14 protein-coding genes are annotated in these 17,744 nt (G+C 36.8%); 5 read left to right on the top strand and 9 right to left on the bottom strand.

What is annotated here, in order from left to right:
* Positions 1-19 precede the first annotated feature (19 nt).
* Positions 20-2,488, bottom strand: coding sequence for a GEVED domain-containing protein (locus tag BMW39_RS19415; protein ID WP_221406063.1), 2,469 nt, complete (start codon positions 2,486-2,488; stop codon positions 20-22).
* A gap of 109 nt (positions 2,489-2,597) precedes the next feature.
* Complete coding sequence (locus BMW39_RS13985; RefSeq protein WP_034979928.1) at positions 2,598-3,218, bottom strand: hypothetical protein; 621 nt, start codon at positions 3,216-3,218, stop codon at positions 2,598-2,600.
* Positions 3,219-4,249: 1,031 nt separating this feature from the next.
* Here BMW39_RS13985 and BMW39_RS13980 point away from each other — a divergent pair.
* Complete coding sequence (locus BMW39_RS13980; protein ID WP_245750492.1) at positions 4,250-4,873, top strand: DUF421 domain-containing protein; 624 nt, start codon at positions 4,250-4,252, stop codon at positions 4,871-4,873.
* Between the two features lie 77 nt (positions 4,874-4,950).
* On the opposite strand, the gene BMW39_RS13975 is transcribed toward BMW39_RS13980, so the two are convergent.
* Entirely contained in the window at positions 4,951-5,364 is a 414-nt protein-coding gene (locus tag BMW39_RS13975; RefSeq protein WP_131474377.1) for a hypothetical protein, read from the bottom strand.
* Between the two features lie 343 nt (positions 5,365-5,707).
* Between BMW39_RS13975 and BMW39_RS13970 the strand changes: the two genes are divergently transcribed.
* The gene (locus tag BMW39_RS13970; RefSeq protein ID WP_051880107.1) at positions 5,708-6,895 is read left to right on the top strand and encodes a glycosyltransferase; all 1,188 of its coding nucleotides are present in this window, start codon (positions 5,708-5,710) and stop codon (positions 6,893-6,895) included.
* Here BMW39_RS13970 and BMW39_RS13965 read toward each other — a convergent pair.
* The 5 genes from BMW39_RS13965 to BMW39_RS13945 form a co-directional block, all read right to left on the bottom strand.
* Complete coding sequence (locus tag BMW39_RS13965; RefSeq protein ID WP_034979935.1) at positions 6,868-7,449, bottom strand: class I SAM-dependent DNA methyltransferase; 582 nt, start codon at positions 7,447-7,449, stop codon at positions 6,868-6,870. The genes BMW39_RS13970 and BMW39_RS13965 overlap by 28 nt on opposite strands.
* On the bottom strand, positions 7,449-8,174 hold the full coding sequence (locus BMW39_RS13960; protein WP_034979938.1) for a PIG-L deacetylase family protein: 726 nt from the start codon (positions 8,172-8,174) through the stop codon (positions 7,449-7,451). The genes BMW39_RS13965 and BMW39_RS13960 overlap by 1 nt, the downstream gene beginning before the upstream one ends.
* 18 nt (positions 8,175-8,192) lie before the next feature.
* Positions 8,193-9,356 carry an acyl-CoA dehydrogenase family protein gene (locus BMW39_RS13955; RefSeq protein WP_034979941.1) on the bottom strand — a complete coding sequence of 388 codons (1,164 nt, stop codon included), beginning with the start codon at positions 9,354-9,356 and terminating at the stop codon, positions 8,193-8,195.
* A 258-nt stretch (positions 9,357-9,614) separates the two neighbouring features.
* Positions 9,615-10,712 (bottom strand): slipin family protein, encoded by a 1,098-nt coding sequence (locus BMW39_RS13950; protein WP_034979943.1) that lies wholly within the window; start codon positions 10,710-10,712, stop codon positions 9,615-9,617.
* 793 nt (positions 10,713-11,505) lie between these two features.
* The gene (locus BMW39_RS13945; protein WP_034979979.1) at positions 11,506-12,069 is read right to left on the bottom strand and encodes a metallophosphoesterase family protein; all 564 of its coding nucleotides are present in this window, start codon (positions 12,067-12,069) and stop codon (positions 11,506-11,508) included.
* 1,298 nt (positions 12,070-13,367) lie between these two features.
* On the opposite strand from BMW39_RS13945, the gene BMW39_RS13935 reads away from it, so the two are divergent.
* The 3 genes from BMW39_RS13935 to BMW39_RS13925 all read left to right on the top strand — a co-directional run bounded on the left by BMW39_RS13935 (position 13,368) and on the right by BMW39_RS13925 (position 15,160).
* Positions 13,368-13,667 carry a hypothetical protein gene (locus BMW39_RS13935; RefSeq protein WP_051880108.1) on the top strand — a complete coding sequence of 100 codons (300 nt, stop codon included), beginning with the start codon at positions 13,368-13,370 and terminating at the stop codon, positions 13,665-13,667.
* Positions 13,668-14,019: 352 nt separating this feature from the next.
* Complete coding sequence (locus tag BMW39_RS13930) at positions 14,020-14,547, top strand: helix-turn-helix domain-containing protein (protein ID WP_083391933.1); 528 nt, start codon at positions 14,020-14,022, stop codon at positions 14,545-14,547.
* A gap of 73 nt (positions 14,548-14,620) precedes the next feature.
* On the top strand, positions 14,621-15,160 hold the full coding sequence (locus BMW39_RS13925; RefSeq protein WP_034979949.1) for a dihydrofolate reductase family protein: 540 nt from the start codon (positions 14,621-14,623) through the stop codon (positions 15,158-15,160).
* Positions 15,161-15,451: 291 nt separating this feature from the next.
* Here the strand turns inward: BMW39_RS13925 and BMW39_RS13920 are convergent, their stop codons facing one another.
* The gene (locus tag BMW39_RS13920) at positions 15,452-17,674 is read right to left on the bottom strand and encodes an outer membrane beta-barrel family protein (protein WP_051880109.1); all 2,223 of its coding nucleotides are present in this window, start codon (positions 17,672-17,674) and stop codon (positions 15,452-15,454) included.
* Positions 17,675-17,744: the final 70 nt, after the last annotated feature.

Below are 17,744 nucleotides of genomic sequence, written 5' to 3'. Positions count from 1 at the left end.
GGTTTTAGGTTAACTATTTTTAATTGGTGATCGTCGGGCAACCTTGCGTGTTGAAACATTTCCATCCTTCTCCTGCGCCTGCACCGGTGTAGATCTTCATACAACCTGCGCCCGCATTTTCATCCGTATCGAAGACCATCATGCCGACCACCGGAATTGCGATCGTTGTTTCCGGACTGCTGTTTCTGGTGATCACAAAACCTTTGGTCTTACTTTCCAATGCAGTGTACGCGGAGTTTCTCATGGTTGGCCACTCTGTCGTGTTTCCGCCTGCTCTCCCAAGGATGGTAATACCATGTTTCACAGGATAGGTTTCTCCTGGAACCAGAGTAGGGTCTTCGTAGCAAACTCCCTGAATCGTCATTTTCCCATCCTCCACTTCTCCTCCAAAGACAGAACCTGTAGGCAGTGTAATATCGGCTGCATTTTTTGCTATTCTTAATCGGTAATAAGTATCTCCTGCCGTCAACCCTGACAATCCTGTCCAGGTAAGTGAGGCACTCGTTGCACCATTTGGAACTGTTACCGTAGCAGATTCTGAGGAATCAAAAATTCCGTTTTTATTAAAATCTATCCAGCCTCTAAGAGTTGCGTTACCTCCTGTCGTATTTACTACAGGAACAACAGCGGTGTAAGAAGTAGAATTGATAAATAATGTTGTGATTGAGATGCTGTTTTCATCATTGATATTACTCAAATCATCGCCATTGGCATTGGTATTCGGAGTTGCATCAGTTTCCAGATCTATTTTGCTTCCGATCATCAGTGATGCTGTATTGGTCGTTGCATCATATTGAGAAGCAGTATGTCTCGGTCCATCCGATGTAAGCAGTGTTTTATAGGTGTCGGGCGCGTCACCGAAATCGGAGACAGCAAAAGGGCTTACCGGAAATGCACAACTTCCCAGATCTCCACCTCCACCAGGAGATGCTGTGCCAATAGGAGAAATAGTGAAGTCGCCATTCATTCTGAACAAAGTGGTGACATTGGTAATATACAATTGTCCGGTAGGACTGAAAGCAATACCATTGGGGCTGCTTCCGATATCCTGCTTTACGATCTGCTCTAAAACCAAAGGTGTTGACCCTATATTTGTAGTAGGAACTGTACTTTTAACTCGGAAAACATAAGCTGTTGGACTGGCTCCCTGACCGCCCAGGATCCACAGGTCTCCGTTACCGTCCATAGCAATGTCTCCACCAGCGTAGCTGTTAAGAAGTGCGTTCAGGCTAGCTCCGTTTTGATCGACGTAATTGCTGGTTATGTTTGTCCATGTATTATTTGTGATGCTATAATACTTTAAAATATTATTGCTTGTTATGGCGTAATAGCCTGCACCATCATTTGTCACTGTACCCCTGAAGATGGTTCCTGTTGTTCCTGCAAGCGTTTGGTACGCATCGGTTGCCGGGTCATAACTTATAAAAGTATTATTTCCACCACCTACTGCCTGAACTTGAATGTAATAGAACTTCTTGGTCAGATTGCTATATCCCATAGCGTTTGCATTACTAGTGTTAGTAGGGTAATTAGTTGTATTTACAATTGTTCCCAAAGTACCTGAGGTCGCAGGATCTGTAAATGCACTTATCTTACCTGTACCATTTAGGCTGTAGATTTTTCCTATACAGTCAAATGGAGGCGGGTTTACAGTGATCGTAACGACATTAGAAGTGGAAGTACAATCACTAGTCGTTACTACTGCTCTATAATATCTTGTTGCCGTCAACGCTCCGGGCGAAAAGCTCGCTGAAGTACCGCCACTTGCAACATTGGTAAAAGTTACATTATCTGTGGACATCTGCCATTGGATATTTCCTGTTGCACCTGTTAAAGTCAACGCAGTTGGTGCATTTCCAGATGTAATCGTTTGATTTGAGCCTGCGGTACCTGCAGCGCAACTAGGAACAATACTTGACGAACAAAATCCCATCACAGAACCGTTTTGTCCTCCAGCTCCATTAATGGTGAGAGAAGTGAAACTAGAAGGTGCACTAATTCTAAAACGACCACCACCAGTGTTAGGTGATCCGTTTCCGTTTCCGGAAAGAATTTCATTTCCATTGATTGTGGAAAAACAACTGCTTGGAGAATCAGAATAAATCGAGACCGCTCCACCATTGGAATTAAAAATAAAATTTTCATTGGCAGTGTTACCAGTACCACCCAAGAGCAGAACTACGTTGTTTATCGGCTTATCAAAATTTAAGGTAAGCGACCATGGCAAATTTTGTCCTATCCACAATGAATTACTATTAATGACATCTGATGAACAAGTGGTATATGCACCCAAAGTATAAGTTTTTACATCACCAGTATAAGAAGACGTGATTGTCACGCCATTTACAGTAAATGTTCCACTTGGTGGTATATTTGCAGTTCCTGAGCAAGAGAGGGCTTGCGCAAAGGCAAGATTACTCATCATCAGCAAAAACGCCGTGAGAATCATAAGATGGGCTCGCCAGAAAGTTGGTTTAAATTTATTCATTTATTTTATGTTTTTAAGTTAATATTGAGAGGTAAGTCTAGTTTTTGGATACATTCTGTTTCCCTGCTAAAAAGAAGCAGAGGACAATGTTTTCAGAAAAAAAAAATTTTTATAATAATGCCGGAGGTGGCCTCACAGAATAAGAATCTGCATCGATCTCTCCACAGAAGTGGACAAGAGCATTAGGCGTTTTTGCCTGAGTTGCATCTAGAGCAACAATATGAAAATAGGAAAAACCAGTTCTGATAAAATGCTTCAGAGTTGGATTTTGTGTTTGAGCAACAGCAGAATAATACTGTTTCTTAATAGAAAAAAAATGATCATTTTCCAATCCAGTCGCAAACAGGCCTTCTTCTATTGGAAGGATCTGAGACACATATTGCTTTACAGCCTCTTCTTCTAACTTTTTAAAGATGAGTTTTTTAGTGGGATTTTTTTTGGTAACGTAGGATTTCTTAGAATCTTTGATTTTTACAATCTCGAAATCATCATCTGAAGACCCTAAAATTGATGTGCCAGCGGTAACATAGATTTTGCTTTTTCCAAAATCCTCAATCTCGTTATCCGCAGTACTTTCATTGTTATGAAATTCCTGAATAGAATTTTCATCAGAAACATCCTGAGCATTCGTGAAATTAAATAAGCATAAAAAGAAAACACCAAAAACCTTTATCCAGATAGATAAAGATTTTGAGAATCTGTTCTCAGTATATCCGTTATTAGTTTTCATATTTGGCTCCAGAATAAGCTTACAAATTTATTCCAAAACTTACAAAAACTAAAAAAAAGGATATATCATCCTTATACTATTTTGTTATAATTTATTGATTTTAAGAATATTAAAATCACTTGTACTTATTTCATTATTAGGTAGTAGTTTTATAAAGAGAAGAATATTTTCGTCATTAGCAAAAAAAACTATTTGGAAAAGACGATAGATTTCCTTCTTTTTTCCTAATTGCTAACACCAAAAATTTTGATAGCGTTACTGATTCTTTAAAGAATTATTGGTATTAAGATTAGCAGAAAATTCACTTCTGTTACTACAAGTGGAGTTTTAGGAAATTTAAACATGTATAGCTAATTCATCTGCATCATAATGCAATCTCTGCCAGAGAAAAACCACTGCTGTATTCCCGGAACCGAGGATGAAAAGTTATCCTAAACCAAGTTCCGCTCAAAATCTATTTCGTTCAAAGCTTTGAAAAGTTCTGCCCAATTGACTGTTCCTTCGCCTAACATTCCTCGGTGAGATTCCGTAATATGAATGTATTTTACTTTCTCTCCTGCTAAAATTATCGGACCGGAGAGATTATTCTTTTAAATATTCATATGTTCCGAGGACTTTGTGATGGCCTTTTACCTCAAAAAATAGAGTTATTCAACAAGAAAAATAGTACTTGAACAAGCTACAATACGAGAAAATATTTATTTTCAACAAAAAAATATTACTTCGAGAAAGTACATTATTTTAGTTTTTTTTTCTCATTTTAAAATAAATGGAAAATCGGCTTTAGATGTAAAAATTTATGGAAAACTTTCACTGACCTCTTAGGAAAATATCTAGTGGAATAAAGTCTAAATCTGCGCATTTTTTCTCGTCCGGATGTTTTGACCTTATGAGAAGGCGTGCTGTTTTACGAATGGTAATGGCGGGAAATTTGCAATTACAGTCAATTATTGATAAAAAAAATAAACATGGACCAGGATTGGAGCAAAATTTTCGTTGGTGACCTAGATTTCAGCTTTGCGCTGGAGATAGTGGTACGGACACTTATCATGTTCAGTTTGGTATTGCTGATTTTAAGGTTATCTGGAAAGAAAGGCGTGCGACAATTGTCACTGTTCGAGGTCGCCATCATCATTGCACTCGGTTCTGCAGCAGGAGACCCGATGTTTAGCAAGGAAACCCCGATCCTTCCATCCGTCATCGTATTCACTTCAATCATCGCACTGTATCGGGCCATCACCTATTTTGCGATGAAGAGTGAAAGGTTTGAAAACATTATCGAAGGAGAACCTATCTATGTCATAGAAGATGGAGAGTTTGTGTTGGGAATAAGGAAAGACCATACATTCGCAAAGGATGAGTTCTTTTCGGAGATGAGACAGGAATCGATAGAACATGTCGGACAGGTGAAGACCGCTATCCTGGAGACCACAGGCAACATTAGCTTCTATTATTATGAGGACCAAGACGTGAGGTATGGACTGCCTATACTTCCAAAATCATATAACGACAAACACTTTAAGATTGACACCTCCAACATTTATGCATGTGGATATTGCGGTCATGCGGAGAAACTTGAACCTGGTGACCACGACTGTTCCCGTTGCGGAAAAAAAGAATGGGTAATCGCAATTAATTCCTTGAGAATAACGTAAATCAATGATTCGAAAACCATCCACAATTTTTTAATATTCCTCGGTTCAAGTATGCTATATAATCCCATATCAAGTGTCTATATTTCTCTGAACTTACGCTGGTTCCATTTCCTTCTGTAAGCTTTACCATCTTCGAATCTGTAAAAGAAAGTTTCTTTCTCCCATTCACCTGGTCTTATCAGAGTGAAACATTCGCCTTCGGGAAGTTCTATGATCTCGTGTATTGTATGAGCAGGCACAAAATGCGAGGTGCCTTCTTTCCGGTGATGTTCTGATGATCTGTAGGTGCCGTCCTCAAAAACCTCGTAAATCCTTTCAACATAACTACCCTTCAAAATGTGTGTCGTAAAACTGAAAGGATGGTCGTGAACATGTTCGTTTTCATCTTTTTCGCTGAAATGATGGATCACCGCATCGAAAGGCAATCCTTTCAAATGGTGTTTCATAAAAACGGCATTCATCTTTTCACGTCTGACCTTGATGTTCATCATATCTCTTTATTTTTTAAATAGTCCAATAGGTCGCTTTAACAATTGAATTTACTGACATTACTCCAGTGCGTCCAGATGTCATTCTGACCCAATCTAACCTTGAAACTTTTTAAATGTACTGAAAATTAGGGAATAAAGTTTATAAAAAAATCATAATTGATTGTTTAATGCGCTCATCCATATCTTAACTTTTTGAAATGATTGGTATTAGAATTGCAAATCACCTGATATCTTAAATTTAAAGTCTCAAATAGACTTTTTTGTATATCTAACCACTTCATACATTCAACTTCTAAAATTTAAGTTTTAATTAAAAAATGTGCATACTTTAAAATTTTAGTTAATGACAGAGCCAGTAGAAAATTCGCAGACCCCTTTTTTTTCTCAGTACGAAATATTACCAAGCATACGCTTCAGTATCATCATTCCTGTAAAGGATGAAGAAGAATATATCTTAAAGACCCTTTCCTCTTTTGCGGATCAGGTCGATATCTACGGAGAAGCTATCGATCGTAACCTATTCGAGATTTTGGTATTTGCTAACAATTGTTCTGATAATTCTGGACAACTCATCAAAAAGTTCCAGTTGGATAATCCCGATTTAAATGTCTATTTGGAAGAAAGAACATTGATCAAAGCGCAGGCAAACATTGGATATGTCAGGAGAAAATTAATGGAGTGTGCGTATGGACGGCTTATTAAAAATGGTGGCGGAATCATTATGACCACGGACGGCGACACCTCTGTTGCACCAGATTGGTTACACCAGACGAGTTTGGAAATTGAAAAGGGAGCTGACGCAGTGGGTGGAAGAATACTACTCCATGATGATGAATTTGAAAGTATGGACGAGTCAATCCGTTTACATCATTTGAAGGATGAAAAATATCATTTATTGATCGCCGAATTGGAAGCGAAGATCTCGAATTGCAATTTTGACCCAGTACCAAGGCACCACCAACATTTCAATGGCAGTTTCGCCATCACTACGGATTGTTATCAGAGATCTGGAGGTGTTCCTATTGTAGAACAGTTAGAGGATTGTGCTTTTTTCGAAAGATTAAAGACGATTGATGCAAAGGTCCGTCATAGTTGCAATGTGACCGTTCACACTTCTGCAAGATGTGTAGGCCGAACCAAGGTTGGACTATCATACCAATTGGGCATTTGGAAAGATCTTGGTGAAAGTGTTGACGATTATTTGGTTGAATCTTGCGATGCGATCACAATGCGCCTCACTCAAAAAAAGAGCCTGATGAAACTATGGAAAATGAAGAATGATATCAACGAGGCAAATTTTAATCGAGAAATAAGGGGAATTCTATTACCTGCTTTTTTTGACCGAACCATCTATAAATCATTTTTAAGATCATCTTACTTTGGTCAATGGTATGAAGAACTGGTCAATAAAAAATGTTTAATTCAAGCAGATAAATTTTCTGCTCAAACGATTGACAAAGCTATTGCCAATCTCCAAATGAAAGTTCAGGAATATTCAGATCACTATCTTTCCCAAACATCGATCCTGTAACTCTCTGCCCTACTGCTAAAGATATTTTTCATCTTACCTTCCACTGATCTTTCAAAACGCTGATGCACTTCGTCACCAGTCTGTGGATAATCATGGACTTCTGGTAGCCAGTGGACCAATACGATTTGTCCATTGGAATCCAGTATGTCATATAATTTTTCTGAAACGACTTCCCAATCATCTGGTGAAAGATAGTAGGCGACCTCGGACACCATTATAAGGTCATAGTGGTCATCTGGAAGTTCTTTCTGAAAATTAAGCTTTTTAAACGACACATTTTTTAAATCATTACAGCGTTCAGCCGCAAGACCTAAAGCTTTTTCGGAAATATCAGTCGCTAGAAGAAGTTTGCTTTTCTGCGCCAGAAGCTTAGTGAGAACACCGATGGAACAACCAATCTCCAAAACATTATCATAAATTTCTTTTGGAAGCGCTGCAATCGTGGCTGCATATTTTGCGGCCTCATATTCACTGGTTTCAAAATTCCAAGGATCTTCATTGGCATCATACACATCTTTGAAATATTCGGAGCTTAAGGATTGTTTCTTTTCCATTATTTTGAAATATAAAAAGTTTCATAAGGTACATTGAATCGATCAAGCATCTGCTTTGATAATCGAAAGCCTTCAGGGTCATCGTTGATAAGGTCTGTGATCTGCGATCGGTGTTTTGAGATCGCTTCCTGCTTTTGCGCAAGCACACTGTCGATATTCAATCGGAAAGGCATTGATTCTTCTGGAAGAGGTCCATCGCCTTCTTTCCCTAATTCTTCAAGCCATATTGGATACTCATATATTTTAGCATTGACCGTTTCAGCGGAATCCAACAATTGAAAAGCTGCCTGATGGTCTGGATGCGGGTCTCTTCGCCAAGGGACAAAAATACTTTGAGGCTTGATGATACCTAACATTTTCGAAATGACCTTCACCGAAACCTCAAATTTTTCATCACCTTCCTTAGGAACATTTCTGTCCGGAAATCTACAGAAAATGATATTTTCTTCCGCAACACCAAGGACCGCAGATGCTTCAACAAGTTCTTTTTCGCGAAGGTCCATCAGCCTTTCGGCAGGATATTCTTTGCTGCTTGGATGGGACAAGGTACCGTCGCTTAGCAATAAAATATAGACAGGCTGTCCATATTTGCGCAGGAGCGAAATGACACCACCGCATCCCAAACTTTCATCATCCGCGTGTGGGGCAACAATCAAGGTTGTTCCAAATCCAGTGACGCATTGCTCTGGCGCCATCGGAATATTATCGTAATTTATTGAATTCATTTCTTTTTTTTTTTAATTTTAAATCAAAGTTTCACTCGCAGAAGCATTGGAATTAAGAATAAAGCTTCCAACATCTGCCAATACCGCATCAGGAGCTGGCTGTCTTAAATAGGTGCTCAAATCCCTGATGATCCGTTCAAAATGGTAAGGTTTATTAAGCCCACGAGCTCCAACACATTTCTGACAAAGCGACATCACCTCTGTACAGATTTGCTCGATTGCGGTACGCATCATATTGGCAAAAATGATAAGTTTTTCGCCTTCGATCTTCGTGGGCGTTTCCATGTAATCATCTAATTTTGAAGCCGCACCTTTGAGCCATTGATTGCCTGATTCCACAGCAATGGCCATTTGACCTATTCGCATTTTTTGAAAAGCATCCTGGGTTCTGTTTAGAGTTACCAGATATTTTTTTGTTTCATTTAAAAGTTGCTCGGCAGCTCCCAACTGCACGGCTGCAAATCTTATGGCACCACCACTGAACTCAGGTTGCTGATAGTAATCTCCTCCTGACCCCAACAAATTGACCTTTTCGATATGTGATTTCAAAAATGTGATCTTAAAGCTTCTGCTGGACCGCATTCCCATTGGTTCCCACCAGCTTGCATCACTCTTTACATCGGCCTGGTCAACTGGAACTACACACATCTGCCATGAACCATCTTTCATTGCCGCAGTGACAATAGGTCGCGTGACGTAATTGGTTCCTGTGGCAAATATCTTCGAACCAGTCAATTGATAAGTATCTTTTTTGATTTTTTTGAGAACGGTTCCATCGGCCGCCTGGGTGTTCCAGACGCCAAATAGTTTACCATCCATTGCATCTTGTGCAAATAGTTTTTTCTGCTTTTCGGAACCAAATCTATTGATGAGTATCTGTGCATTGATATGACCCTCTAACACTCGTCCCATCACCAAATTCCCTTTACCAATATTTTTCAAGATGATCAGCAAAGCAAGGTTTGTTCCTGGGACTAGACCTAGATTACGGCCGCCATATTTTTCTGGGATGCTCGCTGTCAAAAATCCGCCTACTTTCAATTTTGCCAAAGTTTTTTCAGGAAAAGCCTTTATATTATCGGTTTTCGTAGCTTCAACAAGGGATGACTCTACTATAAGTTGTGAGGAAGTGATCAGATCTGATAATTTTGTTGTAGTGGTCTTATTGCGAATTTGTTTCATATTTTTACCTCAAGCATTAATCTTGGTATGTGTCAGATCATCATAAAATTTGACTTGGAATCAATTAAGCAAAAACAGACCCAAAGATCCTTAATAAATAAAGACCGTAAAAACGGTCTTTATTCTTGTACAATAATTAAACAATCAATTGTTGATCCATGCTGGATTATTTCGCTTCATTTCCAAATCCAACACTCTGTGATTTGCTACAGCTTTTATCACTGGAGAGTCGGTGTTTATGAATTACAAATCTTTAATTTATCTCGCAAAAATCTCCTTCAACTGAGACACAATATTGCTGTTTCCGGAAACTGTGATGTCACCGATTTTATCGGCAATTTTCTCCATATATTCCATTTCTTTTAATTTCCACAACGTATCGTTTTCCTCCATCAACTTTGCGGTGTTGAGCAAACTTCTTGTGGAAGCCGTTTCTTCACGACGCATAATGCTGTTGGCCTGCGCTTTTTTCTCAGCAATCAAAACCTGATTCATGATTTCTTTCATTTCGCCAGTCAAAATCACATCTCGAATTCCCGCATCAGAAGCTTTCAGACCTAAGTCGTCGGCTTTTGCACCCAAATTTTCCAAAATTTCCTTGCCGACAGAATCCTTCTTCACCAACAACTCATCCAAAGTCAAGGATCCAACGAATTCACGCAACGCCAACTGCATCAAAATGTACAATTGCTTGTCGTATTCCTTGTTGTTCATCAATGCTTTAACGATGTTTTCCACTTGGTAACGCACGTAAAAATTGATTCGCAACATCGCTTTATCTTTCGTCAAAAGTTCTTGTCCGGCAATTTCCATTTGTTGCATTCTCGTATCAATGGCTTTCACTTCGACAGAAGTTTCATTGTTCCAGAAGTAGTAAGTTCCGGAATCCAAAACTTGGTTCAATTTACCATCAATCAACAACAAACCTTTGTATTGATTGGTGATGACAAACTTTCTGACAAATGTTTTCAACTTGATATTTTCCAAAATTGTTTTAGAAATATTCTCCGTGATCTCCACTTTCGTCAAATCCACTTTTTGAAATCCTCTGTTCACAACTCCTTTCCAGAAAGCATATTGACCGACATTCAAAACGTCTTTGAAAATTCCGTTTTCGTAAACTAAAACGATTTCGCCGTCTTTCACTTCTACTACTTCAATCATTGAAGCCAAGTTTTCATTTTTCAACAAAAGATTAAAATCTTCTCCTGCTTTAAACTGAGTTTTCATCTCGAAAATCTCCACAGATTTGTTTCCGAAAATCCAGTAGTTACCTTCTTTTAAAATCTCGGTTAAGTTTCGATTTTTAAAAACCAAACCGACTTGGTATGCTTTAATTTGTACATTTTTAATCATAATTATTTATTTTTAAGTGTTATTAATTTGTATTAAAAAAGGAAATTCTGAAATTCTCTCATCCAAAAAATGGCGGAAGAAAAGCGGTTCACAAAAACTTCATTTGCTTCAAAACTTTGATAATGAATTTGATTTCTAACGCTTAGATTTTTGGTGTTAACTTTATTAATGCAAAAGCAGAAAAAGAGTTATTCACTTTAAAATCTCAGTTTAAAAATATAGATTCAACAATCGAATGTTCATCTAACTAAACTTCGTCTTTCCAAAATCATCTTTTCTTGCAAGCTTCTTCAAATCGTTGATTGAACAACCGAAAAAACTTCAGAACTTTCCTCTGGTAAATGTTTTTATTAATGAGAAAACATTTAAAAACTCGACTGTCGGATACAGATTTTGAGTCTATTTCCAAAAACCTACGTTAAAAGCGTAGTGCTCTGACCAACTGAGCTATCTCAAACCTAAATTGAGAGAGGGAATCGAACCCTCGCATAAAAATCTATTGCTATACCGTTTAGCTACTGTTCAAAAACAGGAAGGATTCGAACCTCCATACATAGAAAATGGAAAGTTTTTTGGCAAACTTCAAAACCTTCAAATCAAGCTGAACAGAAAGCGATAATGTTTCTCAACAAACCTTTCTGCAATGGCGATATACCGAAACGCTCAACATGACCTGTCTGATATTTTGACTAAAATCCGTTGCTGAATTTAGTATTATTTCTAATTGATGATGCAAAGTAAAAGCGGTAGTGCGCAATCAATTTGCGTAGATGAGATTATTTTAAATATTTAATTAATCCCTCGGCGCAAATGGCGGAGTCCACCTTTTACGTTTCATAATTTCCTTGATTTCTGCGTAAGAAACCGGATAAAAATTATGGCAATCAACGCCGACATCGATACTCAAACTTAATTCATCATCTGGCAAAGTCCCGTGCGAATGGCCGTAGAGCTGCCAAGTTCCGTGATGTGAGCCATTCCAGGTCCGCATTGCATAATGCAAAAGCGTAATTTTTTGCTTGCCTAGATTTACATCTTCATCTTCGACATACAACTCGTGATAATCCTTGATCCATTCGAATCTATCAGGAACGCGAAGTGCGGCATATTCGTGATTGCCTTTTATCAGATGGATTTTTCCATTGAGTTGATTCAGAATCTCCTTAGTGAAATCTGGTTTTCCCAAACTCACATCGCCCAAATGATAGACGGTGTCATCTTTACCGATTTTCTCATTCCATCTTTTGATGAGTTCTTCATTCATTTGCTCAATCGACTCAAAAGGCCTTTCGGAGAATTTTATAATATTGGCGTGACCGAAATGATGGTCTGCCGTAAAAAATATATTTGTTTTCATTGTTTTGCTTTTAATTAATTTAAATTCTGAATAAATATTAATGGAATTTCCGCGAACTAATTCCATTAAAATTGATGAAGAAAAACTAAGTCTATCTGTATTTTTGTTTTAAATAAAGAACTTCTGCGCTGGACAGACTTTTGTTTTTTCTTCGTAACTCATCTCATTTGAGTTATTTGATTTGCCGAAATCCGCCAAAAGAAGAGAGCTAGTTTTTAACCATAAAAAAAGCACCTCTTTTTGGGAGGCGCTGGATATATTTTGACGTGTCAGTTCATTAGCTGACCCATTGATATAAGCACCTTTTCTCCACAATTCCGTTCGCAAGAAAACATTCGCATCCTTTCGGATCTTGTCCGTGTAGTCCTGAAAACCTATCAGATATGTGTTGTGAATATTTCATTTTTTTATTCTTGTTTTAATTATGTTTTTGTTGAATCTTAAAAACCAGTTGCTTTTAATTTTCGGTTGCAAAGTAAATATGATTTTTTTGAACTCGCAAATTTATTTATATTTAAGTATTTGATAATTAGTGCTTTATGTTTTAAATTTGGAACAAAGAATTCCTGTCCGTAATATTTTTACAGATACTTTAATTCCCTAAATGACTGTCTATCATTGGCTTTCCTATCACGCTTTATTTTCTACTTATTGATTCATCGTTGATTAAATTATTTTCATTTTTGTAGTTATTTTTTTTTTTCTAAATAATTTTGTTTTAAAAACACAAAAAAACGCCTCGATGATCGAGGCGTTTCTGTAGTATTTGGATAAAATTTTTACAAATTTACAGTAAGAAATCTCCAAAGGATGTACATTTCGCCTCTTTGACTTTCATCATTTCATATCCGAACAGTCCCTTTGCCGAAGGGCTATCGCATAGATTTAGGTTGATATGTACTCTTTGTATTGTCATTTTTTACTGGCGCAAAGATAAACGTTTTTGACAAATGGTCTATAAATTGAAAATATCACAATTAGATTTACACCATTAAAAGTCCTCTTATTTTTTTAATTTTACTCTAATCATAATCCAATTTTCTTGACCATGCTAAATCGTTATTCCATTGTAATTCACCCTGGTGACCCTGATATTATCCGTTTTAATTTTACAAAGACGAACTATTCAATAAAATAGGAAATTATGGAAGTCGAAATTCGAAGGCGCATATTACTATCCTAGAGTTTGACGCCACCGAAAAGGACTGGTAAGTATTGTTGAAAAACTAAATAAAATCGCTCGAGAAGAAATGCCTTTTGATGCCATATTTGATTAGGTTGTTTATTCAAAAACATTATTGGTTTTACCTGATGAAGATGGAGATGAACGTTTTAAAAAATTATTACAAAAAGTAAGAGCAAGAATTAAAGGCAAAAATAATAATTCATCAGCTCACCTGAGTATTGGTAGAGAATTGACTCCAGAACAAATAGAAAATTCACAAAATCTCTTTCCTGATGTCAATTTTAAGTTTCATTGTAATCAACTTGCTTTGAGAAAACGTAATGGAAAAGTTGGGCAATATGATATCGTACAAACTTTTCTTTTTTCAGGAGTTGCTACCAAGGAGGAATCTATACAATTATCTTTGTTCTAGAACGATCTATTTTACAGTCATTCACTTTCGTCCTTTTTTTAATAATGTTTCTAAGAAACAAAAAAAACGCCAACAAAATTGTTGACGTTTGTGACCCCAGAGGTACAATTTTCGAACACTTTTGTAGAAGATTTGAATGAAATTGCAAAATTATCATCAATCAATTATTTGGAAAAAGAATCTGATTACACAAATTAACAAAATGGATAAAAAATAAATTTCAACATGTAGTAAATTGATATATATGGCATTAAAATGAATTCATTCCAGGTGGTCAATTTAAACCGAAATTACCTGGTCACTTTGAATTGAAATTGGGTGGTCAATATCACTGGAATTTACAGTCGGTGCAATGAATTCTTTTAAAGATAGCTTAATTGAAATCGATACACATTTGTTAGGTGCGTGCCTAAAACCGGCAACTTTTGCTAATTTCTATACCCACGCTTCACAAAATGAGTTGACAAATAATACTATCGCATTAGAAAAAGCGAATTCATTTAGTGTCGATAAAACACTTGAAAATCCATTCTCTTATTTTAACCATTTTTATTCGGATCGGATCAAAAGCAAAAATTGCCTGCTACAATCCGAACTCAATGATATACATTCAACAAACGGAACCATCAGCATTTATGATCTGGCAAAAAAGAATTTTACAACCGTAAGACAGCTGGAGCGGAATTTTAAAAAGCTAATTGGGTTATCGCCAAAAGAATATTCGAACATTATCCGTTTTCAGAATGCTCTGAATTTAATCAAAAATCCGAAGCTAAACCGCAGTTTATTAGATATTGCATTTGAATGTGGATACTACGATCATTCACATCTTAGCAATGAGTTCAAACGCAATACGGGGCTTTCACCATCATCATTTTAATTTTGTCGCATTTTTACAAAGTGTAGTTCGCAACGTAAAAGTAATTTTGCTGAAACATTAAAATTCAAAACAAATGCGAAAAATATCACTTTTTATTGCAATGAGTTTGGACGGATACATTGCAAAATCAAACGATGATCTGAGTTTCTTGAAACTTGTAGAAAAAGCAGGAGAAGATTATGGGTATGAGGAATTTACCTCCCAAATTGACACCATAATTATCGGAAGGAAGACATATGATTATGTCCTTAGCGAAATTGGGGCGTCTCATTATGACAACGGACAACGAGATGTATATGTCATAACAAGAACTGAGAGACCGCAAGTAGGTAGAACGATTTTCTATACAGGCAGCTTAACAGAATTAATTGACCGTTTGAAATCAGAAAATGGTAAAAATATCTATTGTGATGGTGGCGCAGAAGTAATCAATGACCTATTGAAGCAGGGCTTAATAGATGAATTTACAATCTCGGTAATTCCAGTTTTGTTGGGTGACGGAAAAAGGCTTTTTAAAGATGGAAGACCCGAACAGGCACTTAAATTCATTACAGCAAAAACATTTGAAACTGGTTTGACGCAACTACATTATAAGCGCAATAGCAAACAATAAGCAACAGGTTATATTTACGCTGCTTTATTATAAAAAATTCACTTTAACAGAATTAAAAAATTCATCTATTCTAAATTTGACGATCTAGTAATGCAATCTATACGACGCTAATATTACGAATCGAAGACACAGCTATAATTTATAAAACCACGCTTTAATTAAAATTATTTATTCTCATACGGTTGGAAAAATACAGATAATTTCCTACTATCGCTCATATTTTGAATGCATAATTATTTTCAAAGTCATAACAAATAACAAATTAATATCATTAAGTCCAGATATTTTTTCCTAATTTCCTTGAGAAGCCGCATTCAAATAATCATCACTGATATCTTTTTCCTTTTTAAAATCTTTTCCAAACTTATAACTGAAACTGATCCCGAAAGAACGGAGTGGTAAATAACGGACAGAAGATGAGCTGTAATCACCTGTCTCAACAGTTGTCGCCTGTTTGATATACTTGTTGAAAGGATTGGTTGTTGTAATTCCAATACTTGCTTTTTTATTCCAGAACTGTTTTCTCGCCGCAATACTATAAGTGATCGACTGTGGATTTTTACCCTGAATATTTTTCGCCGCAGAATTAAAATTCCCAAATGCTTCTACGATAAAATCTGTTGGAAATAAGTAATTCAGATTTAAATTCAGGCGGTAACGCATTCCCATATCAACGTTCCCAAAATAATTACTGACAATATATCGGTGAAAAACCATCATATTACCACGAAGATTTAATTTATTATTTAAAAAAGCAACAGAACCTGACAATATTCCACCAGAATTATATTCCTTGCCGATGTTATCTCTTCTGGTTACTGAAACATTTGTATAATCTGTCCCGCTTACCGTATAAATTGGGTAAAAAGTAGTGATTTGTTTCAGATCCTGACTGTTGATCCTTTCTGTAAGGGTGAATGAAAGGTTAGCGCCGTTTTCAAAATTCTTATTGTAACCTAATTCCATATTATCCCCTATTTCCGGCTTTAGTGCAGGATTTCCTGTTGTGATATTATGAGGATCGCTGAAATTTAAGAATGGGTTCAATTCAGCATATTCCGGTCTTTCAACTCTTCTTGTATAGGCTAATTTTATCGTTTCGCCACTGTCAAATTTATGAGACAAAATGAATGACGGCACCAGCAAACTGTATGATGGAATATTGGTATTCTGATAATCTATTTTTACCGTCGTATATTCGTAACGTGCCCCTGCTCTTACATCCAGCCAGTTATTAAATAATTTTAATGAAGAGGAAACATATGCGGCATAAACTCCCATATCATATTTCAAACGGTAAGACTGGAAAGGATCAAATTCATATTGTCTTGAAAAAGCATCCAAAACATTCACATCCGTATTTGTTGTAATGTGCTGGAAAATTGCTTTTGTACCCATTTCCAATGTAATTTGGTCATTGATCGGCTGCACATAATCGACCGACAAATTATGACTGGTATCCGTTCCCGGATTTCTCCCCGAAATACCATCATAAGGAGATAAAGCTGCTGCAAGACTTTGAGTTTGTAAATAATTACTTTTAGGTGATCCGTAGCTTACAACGAAATCTGCTGTCAATTCCTGTCCTTCTCTTTGGAATATTTTTCGATAGCTCAAATTTCCATCAATAGAATTTACCGAAGAACGGTTGTCTGAAGCTCTGTAACCAATGATCGACTGGTCAGTTGAATTAGAAAAATCAGCAATATATTGTTGCTGATTAATGAAACCGATGCTTTTGTTGGCAAAATCGTTGTAAGAAATGGAACCGCTTAATGTGTTCGTTTTGTTGATTGTCCAGTCAAAGCCCAATCCTGTACGATAACCGTGTCTCTGAAAATCGGTGTAGCCGTCCTGCAATAATCGGGTTTGAGTGGTAGCTGTATGAGAAATCCTGTCTTGTGAAAAAGGTGTTCTGGATTTCAACTGTGCATTTCCGCTGAAAAAGGTATTTAAGCTGAAATTATTATTTCTGAAGTTCAGATTTAATGAGCCCGTTTCAAAACGTGTTCCCGCAGACGCAGTGATCAATCCGTTGATGCCTTTTACTTTGCTTTCGTTCAGAACAATATTGATGATTCCGCCAGTTCCCTGCGCATCGTATTTTGATCCGGGACTAGTTATTGCTTCAATACTTTTGATCTGACTTGCAGGAATAGAAGCCAGCGCATCGGCAAGACTATTCCCAAATATGCTTGAAGGTTTTCCGTTGATCAGGAATCTGACATTCGGATTTCCCTGTAACTCCACAATTCCGTCTGCATCCACCGTTACCTGTGGAACCTTTCTCAAAACATCAATTGCAGCTCCACTTTGTGAGGTTACGTCATTGGCAACATTGTAGACTATTTTATCAACTTTATTTTCGACAATAGGTTTTTTTCCATTGATAATAACTTCCTGAATGGTTTTAACCTGATGGTCTTTTAAAGTGTCAGATGATTTTTTGTCTATAGTTTGAGCACAGACTAACGTTGTCGATATTAAAGCGAAAAGAATTGATAGTTTTTTCAAAGCGATGTTTATGATGAGGCAAAAATGAAATTCAATTCTGAAAACATTTTGAATTCGACTAAAAAATCAA

The sequence above is a fragment of the Epilithonimonas lactis genome, assembly GCF_900110605.1.
GTDB lineage: Bacteria > Bacteroidota > Bacteroidia > Flavobacteriales > Weeksellaceae > Epilithonimonas > Epilithonimonas lactis.
Note: the sequence above shows the minus strand (reverse complement) of the source record. Positions and strands in the feature narration are given on the sequence as shown.